This window comes from Pontibacter sp. FD36 (genome assembly GCF_015686655.1).
Taxonomy (GTDB): Bacteria; Bacteroidota; Bacteroidia; order Cytophagales; family Hymenobacteraceae; genus Pontibacter.
Map to the genome: position 1 here is coordinate 21,066 of NZ_JADPMP010000002.1, position 18,045 is coordinate 39,110.

At 49.6% G+C, this 18,045-nt stretch carries 13 protein-coding genes and 1 pseudogene; 10 read left to right on the forward strand and 4 right to left on the reverse strand.

The genetic code is table 11. The features are described 5' to 3' along the window. Window positions 1-30 precede the first annotated feature (30 nt). Window positions 31-456, reverse strand: a complete 426-nt coding sequence (locus tag I0P70_RS02545; RefSeq protein ID WP_196114638.1) for a hypothetical protein — start codon at window positions 454-456, stop codon at window positions 31-33. 664 nt (window positions 457-1,120) lie between these two features. Here I0P70_RS02545 and I0P70_RS21290 point away from each other — a divergent pair. Both I0P70_RS21290 and I0P70_RS02555 read left to right on the forward strand, forming a co-directional pair. Next, window positions 1,121-1,375: pseudogene (locus I0P70_RS21290) on the forward strand (cupin domain-containing protein); the annotation flags it as partial. Window positions 1,376-1,589: 214 nt separating this feature from the next. Further along, window positions 1,590-1,901 (forward strand): hypothetical protein, encoded by a 312-nt coding sequence (locus I0P70_RS02555; protein WP_196114639.1) that lies wholly within the window; start codon window positions 1,590-1,592, stop codon window positions 1,899-1,901. 93 nt (window positions 1,902-1,994) lie between these two features. Here I0P70_RS02555 and I0P70_RS02560 read toward each other — a convergent pair whose 3' ends face one another. Beyond that, on the reverse strand, window positions 1,995-2,231 hold the full coding sequence (locus tag I0P70_RS02560) for a hypothetical protein (protein ID WP_196114640.1): 237 nt from the start codon (window positions 2,229-2,231) through the stop codon (window positions 1,995-1,997). Between the two features lie 252 nt (window positions 2,232-2,483). Then, window positions 2,484-3,449 (reverse strand): HNH endonuclease, encoded by a 966-nt coding sequence (locus I0P70_RS02565; protein WP_196114641.1) that lies wholly within the window; start codon window positions 3,447-3,449, stop codon window positions 2,484-2,486. A 249-nt stretch (window positions 3,450-3,698) separates the two neighbouring features. On the opposite strand from I0P70_RS02565, the gene I0P70_RS02570 reads away from it, so the two are divergent. From I0P70_RS02570 to I0P70_RS02595, 6 genes are all read left to right on the forward strand, one after another. Next, complete coding sequence (locus I0P70_RS02570; RefSeq protein ID WP_196114642.1) at window positions 3,699-4,412, forward strand: hypothetical protein; 714 nt, start codon at window positions 3,699-3,701, stop codon at window positions 4,410-4,412. Between the two features lie 72 nt (window positions 4,413-4,484). Then, entirely contained in the window at window positions 4,485-5,027 is a 543-nt protein-coding gene (locus I0P70_RS02575) for an RNA polymerase sigma factor (RefSeq protein ID WP_196114643.1), read from the forward strand. Further along, window positions 5,021-6,472, forward strand: a complete 1,452-nt coding sequence (locus I0P70_RS02580) for a hypothetical protein (RefSeq protein ID WP_196114644.1) — start codon at window positions 5,021-5,023, stop codon at window positions 6,470-6,472. The genes I0P70_RS02575 and I0P70_RS02580 overlap by 7 nt, the downstream gene beginning before the upstream one ends. Window positions 6,473-6,749: 277 nt before the next feature. Beyond that, window positions 6,750-7,565 carry a hypothetical protein gene (locus tag I0P70_RS02585; protein WP_230391953.1) on the forward strand — a complete coding sequence of 272 codons (816 nt, stop codon included), beginning with the start codon at window positions 6,750-6,752 and terminating at the stop codon, window positions 7,563-7,565. Between the two features lie 371 nt (window positions 7,566-7,936). Next, the gene (locus I0P70_RS02590; RefSeq protein ID WP_196114645.1) at window positions 7,937-11,845 is read left to right on the forward strand and encodes a hypothetical protein; all 3,909 of its coding nucleotides are present in this window, start codon (window positions 7,937-7,939) and stop codon (window positions 11,843-11,845) included. A gap of 187 nt (window positions 11,846-12,032) precedes the next feature. Further along, complete coding sequence (locus I0P70_RS02595) at window positions 12,033-12,848, forward strand: hypothetical protein (RefSeq protein ID WP_230391954.1); 816 nt, start codon at window positions 12,033-12,035, stop codon at window positions 12,846-12,848. A 65-nt stretch (window positions 12,849-12,913) separates the two neighbouring features. Here the strand turns inward: I0P70_RS02595 and I0P70_RS21560 are convergent, their stop codons facing one another. Next, window positions 12,914-13,801 carry an SRPBCC family protein gene (locus tag I0P70_RS21560; RefSeq protein WP_196114646.1) on the reverse strand — a complete coding sequence of 296 codons (888 nt, stop codon included), beginning with the start codon at window positions 13,799-13,801 and terminating at the stop codon, window positions 12,914-12,916. Between the two features lie 324 nt (window positions 13,802-14,125). Between I0P70_RS21560 and I0P70_RS02605 the strand changes: the two genes are divergently transcribed. After that, entirely contained in the window at window positions 14,126-15,313 is a 1,188-nt protein-coding gene (locus I0P70_RS02605; RefSeq protein ID WP_196114647.1) for a serine hydrolase, read from the forward strand. A gap of 70 nt (window positions 15,314-15,383) precedes the next feature. Continuing rightward, window positions 15,384-17,978: a phosphoenolpyruvate carboxylase gene (locus I0P70_RS02610; protein ID WP_196114648.1), complete on the forward strand. Its 2,595-nt coding sequence runs from the start codon at window positions 15,384-15,386 to the stop codon at window positions 17,976-17,978. Window positions 17,979-18,045 lie beyond the last annotated feature (67 nt).

Consider the following 18,045-nt stretch of genomic DNA (forward strand, 5'->3'; position numbering starts at 1 on the left):
GCTAGATTAAATGTGTTCGGAGGATGTCAATCAGTTTGCAGGCAATGCGTTTATTACCTCAACACCTATTTTTTTAGCGCCTTTAATACCGTAGGACTTTAGCTTATACTTTACTTTGGCGCCCGGTCTGAAATAGTCATAAACGGTCTGCCGCTCAGTGCCCAAAAGTGTCTCAGTTTTGCTGTAATAACTGATCGCAAGCTCCACATCCTTGTAGGTGGCAACACTGGCTGTACTTTTTACAGTCCCTTCCATAACCCATTCCCCAAGCAGGTTTTTACGATGCGTACCGTCTGTTGATAAAAAATTGGAAGGGTACATTCTTTCCTGTTCTTCCAGTGTAAGCTTAGCCTCTTCGTAAGAAGTATGACTATTGGAGTAGCCGGAATCGCAGCCGCTAAGGCTACTTAGTAAAACAGGGGAGAAAGTCAGTAGGAATAAAAGTTTTGTTCTCATAAGGTAAGTTAAATTCACACAATACATCCATAGCACAATACACTTATCAATGCCGCTATGGAAGTTTACTAGGTAATAATAGGGATCTTTTGCTTTATTTCAAAAATAGTATATATTTAAATAAAAATATTCAAATGGCTGATATGTTAATAAAACAAGCGTTACTGGTTCTATTCCTGCTCTTTACAGTAGTGTGTCAGGCACAGACGGTTTACAAAACAAGAACGGGTGCCAAGTACCACGTTCAGACCTGCCGTTACCTCAAAAGCTCTTTCGAAACTACGGTAGCAGAGGCTAAGGCCGAGGGGCTAGTGGCCTGTAGTGTGTGCAAGCCTTCGGCAGGTTCAGCTGGGAATGCAATTGCCCCCTCATCGTTTCAAAGTACCCGTGATAGCAATAGTAGTTCCTCGTCAGGCAGTAGGCAATGCTCCGGTACTACCAAGGCAGGAGCGAGGTGCAAGCGCATGACGACTAGTGCGAATGGGAGGTGTTATCAGCATTAAGAAAATATATGAAACATAAAGACAAGCATACGGATGCTCTGATTCTCCCAAGCGGAGAAGGACGAGTTTATAACTGTGGCAATATGACAGCTATATTTAAAGCCGATGAAAATGAAACGAATGAGAAATACAGTATTTCGGAATGGTGATTAGAGCCTAACTCTAATAGTCCTGGTCAGCACCAACACGAAGATAATGACAAAGTATTTTATGTACTGGAAGGAACAGCCTCAATATTCATTGGCGACAAATGGATTGACGCTGATAGAGGAGCTTTTATCAGAATTCCGTCAAAGACAGTGCACGGCTTTAAAAACCAAACAGACAAGCGAATAGGCCTGCTGAATTTCTTTATCCCTGGTGGATTTGAAAGAAACATGCCCTCTATTGTGAAATGGTTTGAAGAGAATGAATAAATCAGTTTACAATGGATAGTATAGGCAAATACATAGCGCAATTTAAATCTGAGCCCATTATGGCATATTACTCGGCTACTAAATTATACTTGCGCAATTAATAATAAGGGTTAATTTCATGAAGTATATACTTCTTTTCTTCTTGCTCACTCAATCGGTACTGGGTTATTCTCAATTCTTCGTCGGCGACTCAAGAGAGTTTGCAAAAACTGTTTTGAAGAAGAAAGAGATCAAGTTTACGGAAGACATTGTAACAGACACCACAAGTCGAATATCGTGGATAATTGAAAACGAATACCAAATGATTTTGGTATTAAATCCTAATGGTGTTGTAATTCAACAGACACTAATTCCAGAAAAAGAAAATGGAGTTAATGAATTTGTTAGGTGGTTTAATGAGGATTTTGTCAGGATATCAGATACTGAATGGAGAAACGATACAGACGGAAGAATCTATAAAATCGAGTTAAAACATATACTTCGCGAACCATTCTTTTCAATTACCCTTGCTGCTGAGTCTAAATAAATGACAAGCTACCTACTCGATCTAGTCAAAAAGAACTGAAGTAAGCTATGTGCAGGAGCAAAGTGCGATAGGTAAAAAAGTCATTTTACAAACTCATTTAATACGGCTTAATATATCTTCCAAGTCTTTTATGACTGAGTGAAAAGACTGCATTTTAACTCTGCATTCTACTAGTTCCAGAATATCGCCATGGTTACCACCAACATTGATATAGATGTTATCGCTATTGATGACATCTAATTTTGTTTTAATAATCGTTTCGTTCAGATGAATGTAGTGCTTGTATCGGCTAATCAATTCCTCTAATTCCTGTCTTGTAATATTTTCCATAGTTAATCAAAATGCTCTCCCCAACTTGTCAAGAATTAGATAAAATAAAAAATGGAGGAAACAATCGAGAAAAGCATACGCCAACTAAAACAATAAGATATGTAAATTTCTTTTGCAAACTCTCCGCTCAGGCATTTATTGCTACTCTAAGCCTATTAAGTGATAACTTGTAACCAGTTAATTTCGGTTTGCTTAAAGGTGAACCCGCTCTTGAGTACTGGCAGCGTTTAAAGTTGAAAGCGACTCTTTTAGCTACTTCTTAAACACATGTTCCCGATGCCAGGCCAGGTTGTAGGCATTTGGGAAATGCTTCTCTCCAAAGGGCAGGGTGAGCGGCTTGCCTCTTAGATGTAAGAGTGCATAGGCATTTGTCAGGTCTTCTGCTATTGCGTCTGATACTAGCACTTTGAGCTTTTCATCTACGGAAATCAGACCACGATCAAAGGCTCGGTGAAGGTTGGGGCAGAGAGCCAATCCATTGTTGATTTTGTCATCCTTACTTAAACTGAATGGCACAATATGGCAAGCATCGATCATAGAAAATCCGTGGTTTGACACAAGCCGCATACCAGAAATGCAACAGGTATGGTTGTATACCTGCGGCACAAGTTTTTTGAACATTCCACTCCGGATAAATTGCTCTTCCTCGTCTGTTTCGTTCAAAGCCAAGGTATAGCTTGCCGGACTTTCGTTGAGTAGGTAGCTCTGCAGGTTCTGGATGTAGCCTCCTTGTTTAGTTTTAACGAATTCAGCCTTTGTATCTGGGAAATAATGGTCAAGCAGTGCGGTTTTTAAAATACTACGGGACTCTGAGTCTAGTAGAAGTTGATAGAGCTCGTCAGAAAAATAACCGAAGTCAACCACTTCACTCAATGTATGAATGCTTCTGATATGGACCTGTAGAGGGGGACCTAGCTTTGTTTTTACATGCCAAAAACCTTCTGCTGCTAAATGGTAAAAAGGTAAGGAAAAGTCAGAAGTATGAGCCGTTCTCACAAGCAGAGCAAAGGTCTCTTTAAACTGCGCTACCAGTTCCGGTGATATGTAGACCTTGTTATCAGTCAGTCCAGCTTTTTCAAATAGTTCGATGAGCGTGAGTAGTAGAACTGGCTTATGAGGTGCTTTGCCATACCTGGTTACACCCTGACGTAATTTAATAAATCTCTTCAGGTATGCGGGAAGGGTAGAAGGTATACTGGCAGAACTTCTCTTTTTCATACCGACAATATAGTGATTTCCTTATTTATCTGAATTCTTTAGGTTGTCAATTTTCGCATACATATAGTAAACAGACAATCATAAAGCTTGCTTTTGAAACATCACTAAATTCAAACTATTTCGTTTTCACCCTCCCACACCAACAACCAAAAACTTAATTTCATACTTTTATTTTCATAGTCGGGCAACGCTTCTGAAACACCTCCTGTCTTACCCACAGAAGCTAATAATGACTCTATGAAAAACGATATGAATCTCCGCAAAACCTTTTCGCTGGTGCTGGTTGCTGGCCTGTTGTCGCTTTGGGGTTGTGAGCAGGTATACGAGGACGTGGCGCCCATTTCCTTTACCAATTTCAAGCTCAACGACGATTTGCTGTATGTCTATAACACCAAAGACAGCAGGGTGTATAGCGCCGTGAATGATACTGTAGTCGTTTATGATAAGATAACCTACAACCAGCCCGTGCACGGCGAGCTTTATCCTAACTATGCCAACGACAATCCGGATATCATGGGTTATAAGCCCAAGCCAGGGTATGTGGGGCTGGACAGTGCTACTTATGAAGTTTGCAGTGGAGGCGTTTGTAAAACCGCTACCATACGGTTTGTCGTCGAGGCCCCGCAGTTCAGCGACCCCAATGACTGCGAGACAATACTAGTGGAAGATGTACTGGAGACCACAGTAAACACCCCGAAAGAAATCCGGATTTTTCTGAATGATGTTATTTGCTATTACCCCAACGAAAACTGGACTGTCAAGTTTTGGGGTCCTAACAACGGTACCATGCAGGTGATGAATTATTGGGAAGGCGTGAAGAATGACGTCCTCATCTACCGCCCGAATAAGAATTTTGTAGGAGAAGACATCTATACCTATCGGGTGTATCCGCGAGGCGACGTTGGCATTCATGCTGATGATTACCAAGAGGTGAATGTGAAGATAACAGTAAAGTCCAGATAGAGCCGCTTGGGTTCTAAGAGGATAATGTGCTTGATAATAAATAGTGTACCATTGTATTGAAGCAAATTTTACGTGCTGTCAGAAGAGGAAATCATAGCTGGGTGCAAGCAGGGCAAGGCATCGTCGCAGGAGAAGCTGTACCAGCTTTACTCCCGACGGATGATGGCCGTATGCATGCGCTATACCAGTTCCCGGTTTGAGGCAGAAGATATCTTTCATGAGGCCTTCGTGAAGGTATTCAAGCACATGGATTCGTATAGTGGCGGCTCTTTTGAAGGGTGGGTGAGGCGCATCTTCGTGAACACGGCTATCAACCATTACCACAAAAACCGCAAGTACCTGGAGCAGCTGGACTATAGCTCCATCGAAGAGAGCACACCTTCTTCCGAAGACATCATCAGCCAGATTTCGGGGCAGGAATTACTGGCGCTCATCAACCAGTTGCCGGAAGGGTACAGGTTGGTGTTTAATCTCCACGTGATAGAGGGCTTCAACCATCTCGAAATAGCCGAGGCGCTCAACATCGCAGAGGGCACGTCGAAGTCGCAGCTGGCAAAGGCGAAAAGCTCGCTTAAAAAGATCCTTTTGAAACAGAAAATCTCAGAGGCATGCTAACAGAAAAAGAACTTGAAGAGATAAGGCGCAAAATGCTGGAGCTCGAAGAGGAGCCTCCTGTAGGAAGCTGGAAGAGTATACAAGCCGAAGTAAAACCAAAGCAGGACTGGTCGTGGCTGAAGTGGTTGTTACCGCTACTGCTGCTGGTAGGTATAGGTACGCATCAGCTAAAACAAACTGAGCCATCCGGCAGCCAGGTTGAGCAAAGCGCCCATGCCACCACAAAAACGCAAGATGCTGCCATGATACCTGTGCCTGATAGTCAACCTGGAGAGCAGCAGAATCAAAATAAAGCAGAAGCAAAGCTACCAACAGAGCAGCCAGGTCAACAAAACAGCACACGTCTGCCTGCCAGCGTTTCTGTAGCGAAAGCCACACTGCCTGCACCGTCAGGTATAGCGCATCGTCCTGAGGCAGAAGCTATACCTTTCCTATCTTCCAATACACCACATATCACCACTTGGGCTGATAGCGCAGAAAGAAATCACCGTTACCTGGCCAAAAAGCGCTTAGCTCCTGTTGCGCTTCAGCTTCCGGTAGCAGCGAAGCGAAAAAGGGTGGATCATGAGACTGCCACAGGTATAGCCAAGGTGCTGGCAGGAGAAGCGGCTACTTCTGAAAAAGAAGGAGCAGAGGTTAATGCAGAAGAGGAAAAGCCTGAAAAAGCAGCTATACCTGAAAAAAAACTGGACGAGCAACCAAAACCAGCGAAGCCTGCTCCGCAGGAAAAGCAACAAGCCAGCAGAAACGAATGGACGGCAGGTGTATACTTTGCCCCACGCTATGCTTTCCGGAAATTTTTACCCAATGCTACGGATGATGTGCTTATTACAAAGGTGAGCAGTGCCAATCAGCTGGACCCGGAGCGGATGGGCTTTGAGTTTGGCGCAAATTATAGCCGGGTATTAACGCCCAGGCTTTTTGGCGAAGCAGGTCTGAGCTGGATGCAGCTGAAGGAAAACGTTGCCTATACCTTGACCACAGGTGAACTGGAAAATACGAATGTAAGAGAGTCAGGCAGCGGGCAGATCGTAGTGGAGTCAACACTCAAAACAGAAGAGCGCCAGCTAATCAGTTCCTATGCCTATGCCGGGCTTCGGTTGGGCACTACGTATTACTTTATGGAGCGTGGAAAAAGCAGGCTGAACATAACGGTGGGAGGTGGCGCCAATTTGCTGGTGAAAGGCAGAACCCAACGCTACAGCAACGGTGTTTGGACCGAGACAGTGGAGTTTCCGTCTGTAGAGAACATTCTGGAGCAGTCTAACTATAATCTGCAGCTCGGGGTTGGCTACAATTCAACAATGTTGGAGAACTATGAAGTAACGCTGATGCCGGCCATCAATTACTTCCTGGGTTCCACTTTTAAAGAGCGGGAGCCACTGGGGCTCAAGCCATATTCGCTGGGGCTGACCCTTCAGCTAAAGAAGCGCTTTAACCGGTAAGTTGTTCGGTTGGACTGGTAGTAACCTGAGCCTATACCTGCCCATGTGTAGCAGCTGCCTTGCTGCTAGTCAGGTATTAGGATTGTCCCAAAAGGAATAAGAAGAGGGGGTAGCTGACGCTATTCCCTCTTTTGTTTTTATGCACGTTCAGTGGTTTCCATTCAGTACCGGAGCAAATAAATAATCTGCGAAATTATTATAATATTTTTTAACGGCAGGCAACGGTCGGGTGGTGCCGCTTGTCTTATGACTAAATAAAACTATACAGAATACCGTCATGAAATCAAATCATTTAGTGCTGTTGGCTGGGCTGGTTGTGTCCACCTTCATGTTCTCTTCCTGCGAAGAAGAGACGATCTTACCTGCGCCGACAGGCAAACCTTCGACAGGTACACCAACCACTACGCCGCCTACGACCACACCGCCCAACAACCAGGGCCAGCCGCCCGTGACGACCAACAGTTTGCTGAAGCAGCTTGGTACCCGTGTGTTCCGTTACGATGCGCAAAACAGGTTGGTAGAGTTGAGCTATACCGATCAGCATTGGCATGGCTATACCGTGATCTGGGAGGGAAACAAGCCGGTGCGACTCAACTTCAAGGGAGGGGAGCATTACCTGCTCTATACCTATGAGGGCGACAAGGTGATCGAAGCCATCACTTATTCCCGCGATCAGCAGCCGATCTACCACTATACCTATGCCTACGAGGGCGACAGGCTGGTAAAGGAGGTCAACATCAGCTATGCGACTTCAGCGGAAGGCAGGCTCCATGTGACCGACTATAAGTATGACGGGAATGGCAACCTGACCGAGCTGGTGCAGGCCTGGTCGACCGACAGCAAAGCTGAAAACCTGGGCAGACCTGTGACTATCGCATGGGGAGCTTACGACGACAAGCCGAACCCGCTGCCTTATGTTCAGAGCACCATGTTTTTGCCTGGCGTGAAATTGTTCCAAAATAACCCGGGCTTCCGGGACGAAGAGCTCTATACCTACAGCTACCACGAGTCCGGTATGCCAAAGCAGCGCTTCTCCAAACTGAAGGCCTACCCGCACGTGCCGGCTATCAGCGAAAGCTATCAATACGAGTAACATACAGTCAAGCTATGAAAGTAAAAGAGCCGCCTTTCCGAGTGGAAGGAGCGGCTCTTTTTGCTATATACACAGGCCTCCTCTTGCTGTGTTATTCTGAGAAAGCTAATGAATTAGCTTTTCGTAAATGACCTGAGTTTTATACTGGGCGAGAAGTCCTTGTCCGATTTGTGATGGTAACGAGTAGCGGATCTATGTTTAGCACAGGTCTAGCGATAACCCATTCTTAAGAGTAAGTTCAAAAAATGATAGAGCTATTCTCTAATTACTATGGCTCCCCCTTCAAAAATATCCCAAAGTCCTTCCTCCCGTAAAACAAGGCACTGGCATCCGGTTATGCCTTTCACCTTTTCCCCGAATAGAAACGATTTATGTCAGAACCAGCTACGCCCGGCAAGGGCCGGAAAGCCTTGAGAATTACAGCTATCGTGCTTGTGAGTTTCGCGGGTTTGCTGCTGCTGGCGCTCTTTGTCCTCTTCCTTTTTGCCGAACCCCTGGTGGAGCGATTTCTCAAAAAGCAGGTAGCTGAGCAAACACAGGGGCTTTATCAACTCGAGCTGGACGAATTGGATCTGAGTCTGCGCAACTGGGGCCTTACCGTGCATGGGCTGCAACTGACCCCTGATACCGCTGTGCACCGACAGCAAAAGGAGAAGGGGCAGGCCAGTCCCAGTTTGTTCGAAGTGAAAAGCCCGAAGCTGGAAATCACGGGTATCAACCTCCGTGCGCTCATCTTCAACGACCGCTTAGCGTTGGGCAAGGTCACGGCAGAACGACCAGAGATCACACACCTGCACGATGCGTCTGTCACGAAGAAGGGCCAGCAGGACTCCCAAGGAAACGGCGGTCTGGAGGAGTTGCGCATCCGTGAAATAGACCTGCAGGAGGGGAGTTACCGCTACCAGCTGCTGGGGGGGCAGGGGAGGCCGCAGCATGACATCCCGGAACTGTCGCTGCAGGTGCAAGAGCTGCAACTGGATCTGCAGGCGCAAGGTGATATCAGCCGTATGGTGCAGGCAGATGCCCTTGACCTCGACATCCGGCGCTATACCTACCAGGCACCCGACAGCGTGTACACCATCCGTGTTGGGCAGTTTACCTACGCTTCGGGACAACAGGAACTGAAAGCGCAGCACATTGCCGTGCAGCCAAACCTGCAGGCCAATGCCGCACTCCCCCAAGAACAGGCCAATCGCAGCCTGTACCAGTTCAGTTCGCCACTGCTCGAAATAAATGGACTGGATGTGGCTACAGCCTGGGAAACAAAAGACCTACAGCTCGACCAGCTGCTTTTAGAGAGCGGGAGTCTGCAAATACACGAAAACTCCAACGTGCCTGAAGACCCGGAAAGCCCCAGTCTGGAAGAGCAGTATGCGCAGCTGTCGCCTTACCTGCGGGCGCTGGGAATAAAAGAGCTTCGCCTGAGAAATGGCAGTTTTTCTTATCACCTGGGAGCAGATACGGCGCAGTCCATTCATCGCCTGACCGAGGCTAACCTGCACCTGGAAGACCTGCAGCTCGACTCGGTTTCGCTATTTGCCCCCAATGAAAAAGCCTTTGCAGATGCGGTCAGTATCACGACGGGCCGTTATACCTACAACCCTGTACAGAGTCCCTATACCTTGCAGGCAGGCGGCATGCAGCTGTCCACCCGCGACAAGCTGCTCGAGGCAAAGGCCCTGCACCTGGCCGGCGACTGGAACAAAAACGACAGGTTGAAAAGTAAGGACCTGGCAAAGCACACGCTATTCGACGTCCGGCTGCCGCAGCTGCGTTTTGAGGAAATGGACTTACTGGAGGCGATCCAAACCTCACGCCTAACGATTGGCAGTATAAAAGTTGAACAGCCACTGATCGATGTGCGCACCGACCAGCGTGTGCCGAAGTCAGACGAAGGGCCTGATCTGCAGGAGCTGTACGGGCAGGTGTCGGATGTGGTGAGCAGCCTGCAGGTAGGGGAGATCCGCATACGCGATGCCGCCCTTACACAGCACAGCAAGAATAGAAACATACAGCGCCTGCAGTATCTGGAACATGCTTCACTTTTGGCCACTGGCCTGGAACTCGATTCTGCCTTTGTTTTCAGCTCCGATACTACCATCCCTCTGCAGGACCTGGTGGTGTCGGCCCGGAACTACCGCTACCGAATGCCCGACAATACCTATACCTTCACCCTGGGCGGACTTCGCTATTCTACCCGGCAGCAGGAGTTCACGGCCCGGTCCATTGACGTAAACTCGAACCTGCAGGCCAATGACCGGCAGAAGCGATACAATAATGCCAGCCGCAAGCTGATGGACCTGTCGGCACATGCCTTGCAGATCACCGGACTGGACCTGATCAGAGCGGTGAACACCAGGCGGCTGGAGGCAGACCAGCTTGTGCTCCGGCAACCGGAAGTGGCCATGCTGCTCGACCGGCAGGTGGCAGAGTCTTCCAGTTCAGGGCAGCAGGACGCGGGAAAGGCGCTTTTTGAGAGGCTCGATCTGATTTCGGTGAACACCATCCGGCTGGAGGACGGCTCCTTTACCTTCAGCGAAAAACTCCGGCGGGTAATGCGCACCCATCAGTTGGAGCATGCCACTACCACCATATCCGGTTTTCAGCTCACCCCGGAAAGTTTTGCCAACCTGAATGACACACTGCCGATGGAAGAACTGACCCTGCTGGCAACAGACTATACCTACCGCTCCACTGACAGCCTGTATACCTTCTACCTGGACAGTCTGCACTACTCCAGCAGGCAGCAGGAGCTGGTAGCCCGTACCCTGCAGGTGAATGCCGACAGGGAGGTGAACGAGCGCCTGAAAGTCTCCGAGCCGGATCTGGCCAGCCACAACCTGATCAACATTTCCGCCCGAAGATCGCGCATTTCAGGCTTTAACCTGATTCATGCCTATGCCACGGGTCAGTACCACATGGATAGGCTGCTGCTTGCCGGCCCTGAGGTGAACATACTGCAGAACCAGGATGTGCCCACTGGAGGGAGCTTTGCCCTGGCCGAGCAGGATACTGCCTCCGACAACGGCGCTGCTGAGCAGGTTGAAGAACTGGTCTCTACTTTGCGGATAGGGCGGATAGATGTGACAGACGGAGAATTTGACTTTGGAATATTACGGGACGATACCATCCGAAGCAGCCATACCATGGCCCATGTGGCGCTGGGCATCGATCAGCTTCGGCTTGTGTCGCTGGAGGAAAACGACCCACTGGATATCTTTGATGTCGACGATATTGAGGTGCTGATAAAAGGCTATTCCTACTACATGCCCGACAGCCTGTATGCGCTGGAGATCAATGAAATCACGGCTTCAATGCAGCATCATTCTCTGCTGGTTGACAGCCTTCGGTTGCGGCCTCTTTTCAGCAAAGAAGAATATGCCGACCTGTTTGAATATGCCCGCGACCGCGTGGACCTGGCCGTACCTGAAATTGAGTTGGTGAACGTCAGTTTGCGTGCCCTGTTCAACAGCCAGGATCTGATCGCGCACAAAATGCTCATCCGCAACCCGGATGTGGAGGTCTATCGCGACAACAGCATCGGCCTCGATCCGGACCAAAAGCCACCGACCCTGCAACAAATGCTGCGCGATGCGGAGCTCTACATCCGGCTCGACACGGTCATCGTAGACAGGAAAGACCTCGTACATCCGGTGATCGCCATCAATGCAGACAAACCGGGTGTGTTCCGGTTGGAAGATGTCCATTTAGAGCTGTTCAACGTCACGAACGACTCGACATTCATTAGCCATAACAACATCATTACAGCAGACGTGTCGGCCCAATTGATGGGGGCAAGCACCCTGCAGGGGCGCTATAAATTTGAGATGAATCATCCGGATGACCGCTATACCTACGAGGGCACCCTGGACCCGATGGATTTTACGGCGCTGAACCCTTTGTTTGAGAACATGATGTTTCTCCGGATCAGCAGCGGGCAGATCGGCAAGGCCACTTTTTCGATTGAGTCGACGGCAACGGCATCCACAGGGCAAATGCATTTTCCGTATTCCAACCTGAAGATACAGCTCCTGAGCAAAGACGATCCGGAGAACCCCGGCCTGCTGCTACGGGTCGGCAACCGGCTCATCAATACGCTGATCGTGAAGACCAACAACCCCTCCACGCTGGGTAAATTCAGAAAGGGAGAAGTGGAAGAAGAGCGGGACATGCAGCGGGCAGTTACCCATCATATGGGCCAGTCCCTGCTCGATGGTGTTACCACCAGCCTGATGGTTGGCTGGGTGGAGCGGATCGTTTCAATTTTCGTGGATCTGTAAAAGTCAACTGTTGCCTTTTGCCACGAGTGGACAGCTCCTGTCCACTCGTGAACACTCTACTTCACTTCCCATACGCTAACCCCATCTTTTACCAGCACTTTTCTGCCTTTAGCCCGAAATATTAGCCTTTGCTAATTTTTGGCATATATCTTGATATCGGTATTTTAAATATACCACTAATAAAACTATGAAAAGTTCTAGCGTAAAACCCCGTTTACTCTTGCTGTTGGCCGGATTTGGATTTTCCCTGCTAACGCTCACTTCCTGCGATAAAGAGGAAGTCCTGCCTGCCGCACCAACCAAACCTTCGACAGGTACCCCGACCACCACGCCGCCTACGACTACACCACCTGTCACGGCGAATAGCCTGCTGCAGCAATTTGAGACACAGCGCTATAAGTATGATGCACAAAACAGGTTGATCGAGTTAAGCTTCACAAACCAAGGGGACATAGGCTATACCGTAGCTTATGAAAATGATAAACCTGTTCGACTGAACTACAGGAATGGTAATCATCTGTTGTATACCTATGCAGGTGAAAAGGTAGTGGAGGCAGTGCAGTACACCCCGGACAACAAGGTTCTTTTTCGCTTCCTGTTTGAGTACAGCGGCGATAAGCTTGTAAAAGAAACGACTTTGACTTACCTGTCAAATGAAACAGAACACCTGAGCATAAAAGACTATGTATATGATGCGAACAGCAATCTAACGGATATCGTGATTACCTGGTCGCCGAGTAATAGCCCGGATGATATGCGTGGTCCGGGGGTTGTGAAGTTTGGCAACTATGACAATAAGATTAATCCTGAACCTTATGCGAACATGTTCTTTTACTTGCCAAACGTAAAGCTGTACAGAAACAATCCGGGTTTCAGAGACCCTGGTATTAATAAGACACTGTATACCTACACCTATCATGCCTCAGGTATGCCAGTGAAACGCTCTACCCAGATACAGGATTATCCGGAGTTGCCTCCCGCCGTAGAGGAGTATACCTACTAGCAATAACTTCAGTCTCAAATTAAAAAGAGCCGCCTTCCTGAAAAGAAAAAGCGGCTCTTTTGATTCTAGGATCCGGTTTCGCACATTTCCTTTATTTTCTGTAGTGCCTTAGGCCAGGTCTCTGAAAAGAAGGATTCGAACTCCTGATTCGAATCCACATCAACGCTCAGCTGTGTTTTTCCCTGCGCTTCGGTAAAGGTATAGTTCTCCAGGGCGCCGGCCCAGCCAGCTACTTCCGGACCGCTCGTGATTTCGTTGCCGTCCTGCACCAGGCCCAGGTGCTCGATGCTGATAAACTGGTTCGGAACATTCTCTTTTATCCGGCTCACCATGCCGCCCACTTTGCCGTCTTCCTCTATTCCCAAAAACTGGATTTTGGCGCCTTTTTCCCAGGAACCTTTGTAGTGTGAAGTCGGGTGAAACACAGCGGTCCAGGCTTTGTACTGTTCCGGGTCGAGCATGGTGCGGTATACCTTGTCGGCGGGAGCTTCAATGCTGATGTCGTAGTGCAGGGTAACGGGTTTTGAAGATTCCTCCACGTACTTTTTGAAGTTGTCCAGAATGGCCTGCCAGCCCGCCTGCTGCATTTCTGCCGAGTGGCTGGAGTCTGCTTCAAAAGATTCTGTGACACGGGTTTCATCGCCTTCGGACTCAAATCTGATCTCTACTTTGCGGCCATCCTCCAGGGTATAGGCAATGCGCTTGTGCTCCTGCACATCGGTGTAAGTGCCGTTGAAGTCGAAGCCCATGCTGCCGTCTTTGGCTTCCATGCGGGAGTTGAACTTGCCACCTACCTGGAGGTCGTTTTCTGCCTGTGGGGTATGCCAGTCATCGGAGGCATTATTCCACTTGGTGATGTGTTGGGGCTCGGTCCAGAACTGCCATACTTTTTCAACCGGCGCCTGTATGCTGGTACCGATTGTGATGGGGCTTGTTTTTGCTGTGTTTTCCATAGTAATGCGTTTATTTAAAGATGATTATGTTCTGATGTGTACAAGTAAGCGCTCGTATGAAATTACATATAAATTCGTTTGAGCGTATTACTTCTTTGTTAACTTTTATTTAAAAATAGGCAATCGAACGCCACAAGCTAGAGCGGGAGTAAATAGGTCAAAAGGAGGTGGATTTTCGGCAAAAGAATGAGCTTAGGACTTGCCGTGGGTTGGCTTGTAGATAATGCCTTTCTACGTTCTCTGTTTATAAAGGCAAAGCTAAACTGTTGTCATTCAAAGCTTTTTGGCGTAATTTAAGTATTCTGCAACTACGCTATATCTACTATGATAAAAGTCTACTCCATTATTATCTTCCTGGCCATACTCAACTTTTCGTCGCAGGCCCAGACCATCACACGGCTCGACGGCAGCAAGACCTCTGCAAAAGCCATGGACCAACAGATACAGCAGTTGATGCAGGCAGCCGACGTGCATGGGCTGGCGGTGACGATCTTTAACAAGCGGCAGCCTGTTTATCAAAAGACCTTTGGCTACAAACGGCTTGACACCAAAGCGCCCATCCGTGCCAGCACCAACTTTTATGGGGCTTCCCTGAGCAAAGCGGTGTTTGCAGTTCTGGTGATGAAGCTGGTAGAGGAGGGAACGCTCGATCTGGACAAGCCGCTGCAGGAGTATCTGCCCAAACCCATCTATACCTATACACCACAAACCAAGTGGCACGACAACTTCAGCGACCTGAAAGAGGATACGCTCTACCAGCGCATCACGGCCCGCATGTGCCTGGCACATACGTCTGGATTCCCGAACTGGCGCTGGTTTGAAGAAGATAAAATGCTGCGGGTAAAGTTTGAGCCCGGCACCAGGTACAGCTACTCCGGCGAAGGGCTGGTATACCTGCAGGTGGTGCTCGAAAAGATGACCGGCAAATCCCTCGAAACGATGATGCAGGAAAAGATCTTCCGGCCCTTGGGCATGAAAAACTCTTCCTATACCTGGCAACCGGCTTTTGAGCAGGATTATGTGCTGGGCCACAAAACAGACGGCAGCCTTTACGAAAAAGATAAAGACAACGAAGCCCGTTCGGCCAGCACCCTCGAAACCACCCTCGACGACTATACCTTGTTTCTGAGAGCGGTGCTGCAAAACAAGTTGCTGCAGCCAGCTACTACCCGTGAGATGTTCAGTCCTCAGATCCGTATCCGATCTGAGGCGCAGTTCGGTCCGCTCAGCCAGCGTGAGACCACCGTCAACGATGACATTGAACTGAGCTACGGACTGGGCTGGGGGCTGCTGACTTCGCCTTATGGCCGGGGTGCTTTCAAGGAGGGGCATGGCGACGGATTTCAGCACTATTCGATCATTTTCCCGGAGCAGGGCACCGGTATTCTTATCCTCAGCAACAGCGACAATGCCGAGAGCATTTTCAAGGAATTGCTCGAGATCACGATCGGCGATATCTATACCCCCTGGGAGTGGGAAAACTATATACCGTATGATCAGGTGAAAGAGTAAATGGTACCCGATCAGGTCTGATTACTCAAAAATACACTATCTTCAGCAGAGCTAAAAAATTTCAGAGCCTATGACCACGCACAACACCCTGCGAGCTGATACCAACCTGGAAGCCTTCTCCACCCTGGTGGGTACGCGCTATGAAATGTATAACAGCCTGTTCTCTTCGCTGCCCTTCCACCGGGTGGAGAAAACGGGTGTGCTGCTCTCGCTACTGGTACTGCACTGTGAGGACGGCTACCAGCGTCAGCAGAGTCCGGAGGAGATCATCCAAAGCTTCTTTGCGCAGTATACCCACTACCGCACCGAGCAGGAGCAGCACGATCTGCTGTTTCGTTTTGTGCAATATGCCGAGCGGCAGGTGGTGCTGTTCGATGCCCTGGAAGAGGCCGCTTTCCGCGACACCCACGACATGCACGGGGCCGGCACCCTGAACCAGCTCAGCATTGCGGTGCTGCACGAGCAGGCGCAGGAGCAGCTGGCCCGTAAGCTGCAGGACTTTGCCGTGCGCATGGTCCTCACGGCGCACCCCACGCAGTTCTACCCGAGCAACGTACTGGGCATTATTAATGACCTGTCACAGGCCCTGGCAACAGACAACACGTCGCAGGCGCACTCATACCTGCGGCAGCTGGGCAAGACGCCTTTTTTCAAGAAAGAAAAACCCACACCCTACGAAGAGGCCATCAGCCTGATCTGGTTTCTGGAAAATGTGTTTTACCGCGCTGCCGGTGACATCATCTCGTACCTGGACGCGCAGTTTCCGGGTGTGATCCGGCCAAGTTTTAAACTGATCCGGATGGGTTTCTGGCCGGGAGGAGACCGCGACGGCAATCCGTTTGTAAAAGCAGACACCACCCTGCAGGTGGCCGATGCGTTGCGGGTTGCGGCCATACGGGCCTACTACGCCGACGTGCGCAGGCTCAGGCGCCGCCTGACTTTCAGGGGCGTGGAAGATCTGCTCAAGGAGTTGGAGGCAAAACTTTACAATCACCTGTTTGTGCCCGGCTATACCCTGGACCTGAAGCAAGAGACGATACTGGAATCGTTGCGGGAGATTGGCAGGCTGCTGCTGCAGGAGCACAACAGTTTGTTTTTAAAACAGGTGGCGGCGCTGATTACCAAAGTGGAGCTTTTTGGCCTGTTCTTCGCCACACTCGACATCCGGCAGGACTCCTCGGTACACACCCATCTTTATGAAGAATTGGCACAAAAAACCGACCTGCTGCCAAAAGACTATGCGCAGCTCCCGGAGGAGAAGAAAATAGATGCCCTGACAGGTATAGCAGGCAGCTTGAAAGACACCGATTTGTTTGCGGACGATGAGCTGCTTCATGACACCCTACAGACGGTAGCCGCGATCCGAACCATACAGGAGCGCAACGGGGAGGAGGGATGCCATCGCTACATCATCAGCCACTGCACCAGCGCCCTCAATGTGCTGGAGGTCTATACCTTATTCCGCCTGCATGGCTGGCAGCCCGAAGCACTAACCGTGGACATTGTACCGCTTTTCGAGACGATCACGGACCTGCGGCAGGCGGCTGCTGTGATGCGGCAGCTCTACGAGCACCCGGTGTACCGGGAGCACCTGCAGCGGCGGAGCAACACCCAGACCATTATGCTCGGCTTTTCGGACGGCACCAAAGACGGTGGCTACCTGATGGCCAACTGGAGCATCTACAAAGCTAAGGAAGCACTGACGCAGGTAAGCCGGGAGTATGGCATAGAAGTGATTTTCTTCGACGGGCGGGGAGGTCCGCCGGCACGTGGAGGCGGCAAGACGCAGCAGTTCTATGCTTCCATGGGCAACAACATCGCCAACAAAGAGATCCAGCTGACCATACAGGGACAGACGGTGAGCTCCAACTTCGGCTCCGTGGATGCGGCCCGTTTCAACCTGGAGCAGCTCCTTCACGCCGGCATCAGTAACAGTCTCTTCGACCGCAGGAAACCCACCCTGAGCCAGGAAGATGATCAGCTGTTGCAGGAGTTGGCAGAGGTAAGCTTTGCAGCCTATGCCGAGTTGAAGAACAACCCGGTTTTCCTGGAGTACCTGACGTATGTGAGCCCGCTGCGCTACTATGGGGAGGCAAACATAGGCAGTCGTCCTTCCAAGCGCAAAGCCGGCAAGCTGAACCTGGATGACCTGCGGGCCGTGCCTTATGTGGGTGCCTGGAGTCAACTGAAGCAGAACCTGCCGGGTTACTATGGCGTGGGCAAAGCACTAGAGGCGCTGCATGCCAAAGGCGACTGGCCGAAGCTGCAGCAGCTTTACAAGCACTCGCTCTTCTTCAAGACCCTGCTCGATAACTGCGAGATGGCCATGAAGAAATGCTTTTTCCCGGTCACGGCCTACCTGGCGGAACATCCCACCTATGGAGAACTTTGGAAGCAGATCTACGATGAATTTGAGCGAACTAAAAAGTATGTGCTCATGCTGGCGGGAGCCGACACGCTGATGGCCGACAAACCAATGGACGAACTCTCGATTCAGCTGCGGCAGCGCATCGAGCTGCCCCTGATCACGATACAGCAGTACGCCCTGGCCCGCATCCGCACCTTGGAAGAGCAGGACCCGCAGCAGCAGGCAAAACAGGTATATGAGAAGCTGGTAGTGCGCTGCTCATTCGGTATCATTAATGCTGAACGGAACTCCGCCTAAATTTAAAGTCACTTTTAACACAAAATAAACGTACAAAGACTACCAGATTTTTTTCGAACAAAAACAC

Bases quoted from the DNA above. Each gene is read 5' to 3' on its own strand.
- I0P70_RS02545 (WP_196114638.1), bottom strand. From the start codon at position 456: ATGAGAACAAAACTTTTATTCCTACTGACTTTCTCCCCTGTTTTACTA.
- I0P70_RS02560 (WP_196114640.1), bottom strand. From the start codon at position 2,231: ATGGAAAATATTACAAGACAGGAATTAGAGGAATTGATTAGCCGATAC.
- I0P70_RS02565 (WP_196114641.1), bottom strand. From the start codon at position 3,449: ATGAAAAAGAGAAGTTCTGCCAGTATACCTTCTACCCTTCCCGCATAC.
- I0P70_RS02570 (WP_196114642.1), top strand. From the start codon at position 3,699: ATGAATCTCCGCAAAACCTTTTCGCTGGTGCTGGTTGCTGGCCTGTTG.
- I0P70_RS02580 (WP_196114644.1), top strand. From the start codon at position 5,021: ATGCTAACAGAAAAAGAACTTGAAGAGATAAGGCGCAAAATGCTGGAG.
- I0P70_RS02585 (WP_230391953.1), top strand. From the start codon at position 6,750: ATGAAATCAAATCATTTAGTGCTGTTGGCTGGGCTGGTTGTGTCCACC.
- I0P70_RS02590 (WP_196114645.1), top strand. From the start codon at position 7,937: ATGTCAGAACCAGCTACGCCCGGCAAGGGCCGGAAAGCCTTGAGAATT.
- I0P70_RS02595 (WP_230391954.1), top strand. From the start codon at position 12,033: ATGAAAAGTTCTAGCGTAAAACCCCGTTTACTCTTGCTGTTGGCCGGA.
- I0P70_RS21560 (WP_196114646.1), bottom strand. From the start codon at position 13,801: ATGGAAAACACAGCAAAAACAAGCCCCATCACAATCGGTACCAGCATA.
- I0P70_RS02605 (WP_196114647.1), top strand. From the start codon at position 14,126: ATGATAAAAGTCTACTCCATTATTATCTTCCTGGCCATACTCAACTTT.
- I0P70_RS02610 (WP_196114648.1), top strand. From the start codon at position 15,384: ATGACCACGCACAACACCCTGCGAGCTGATACCAACCTGGAAGCCTTC.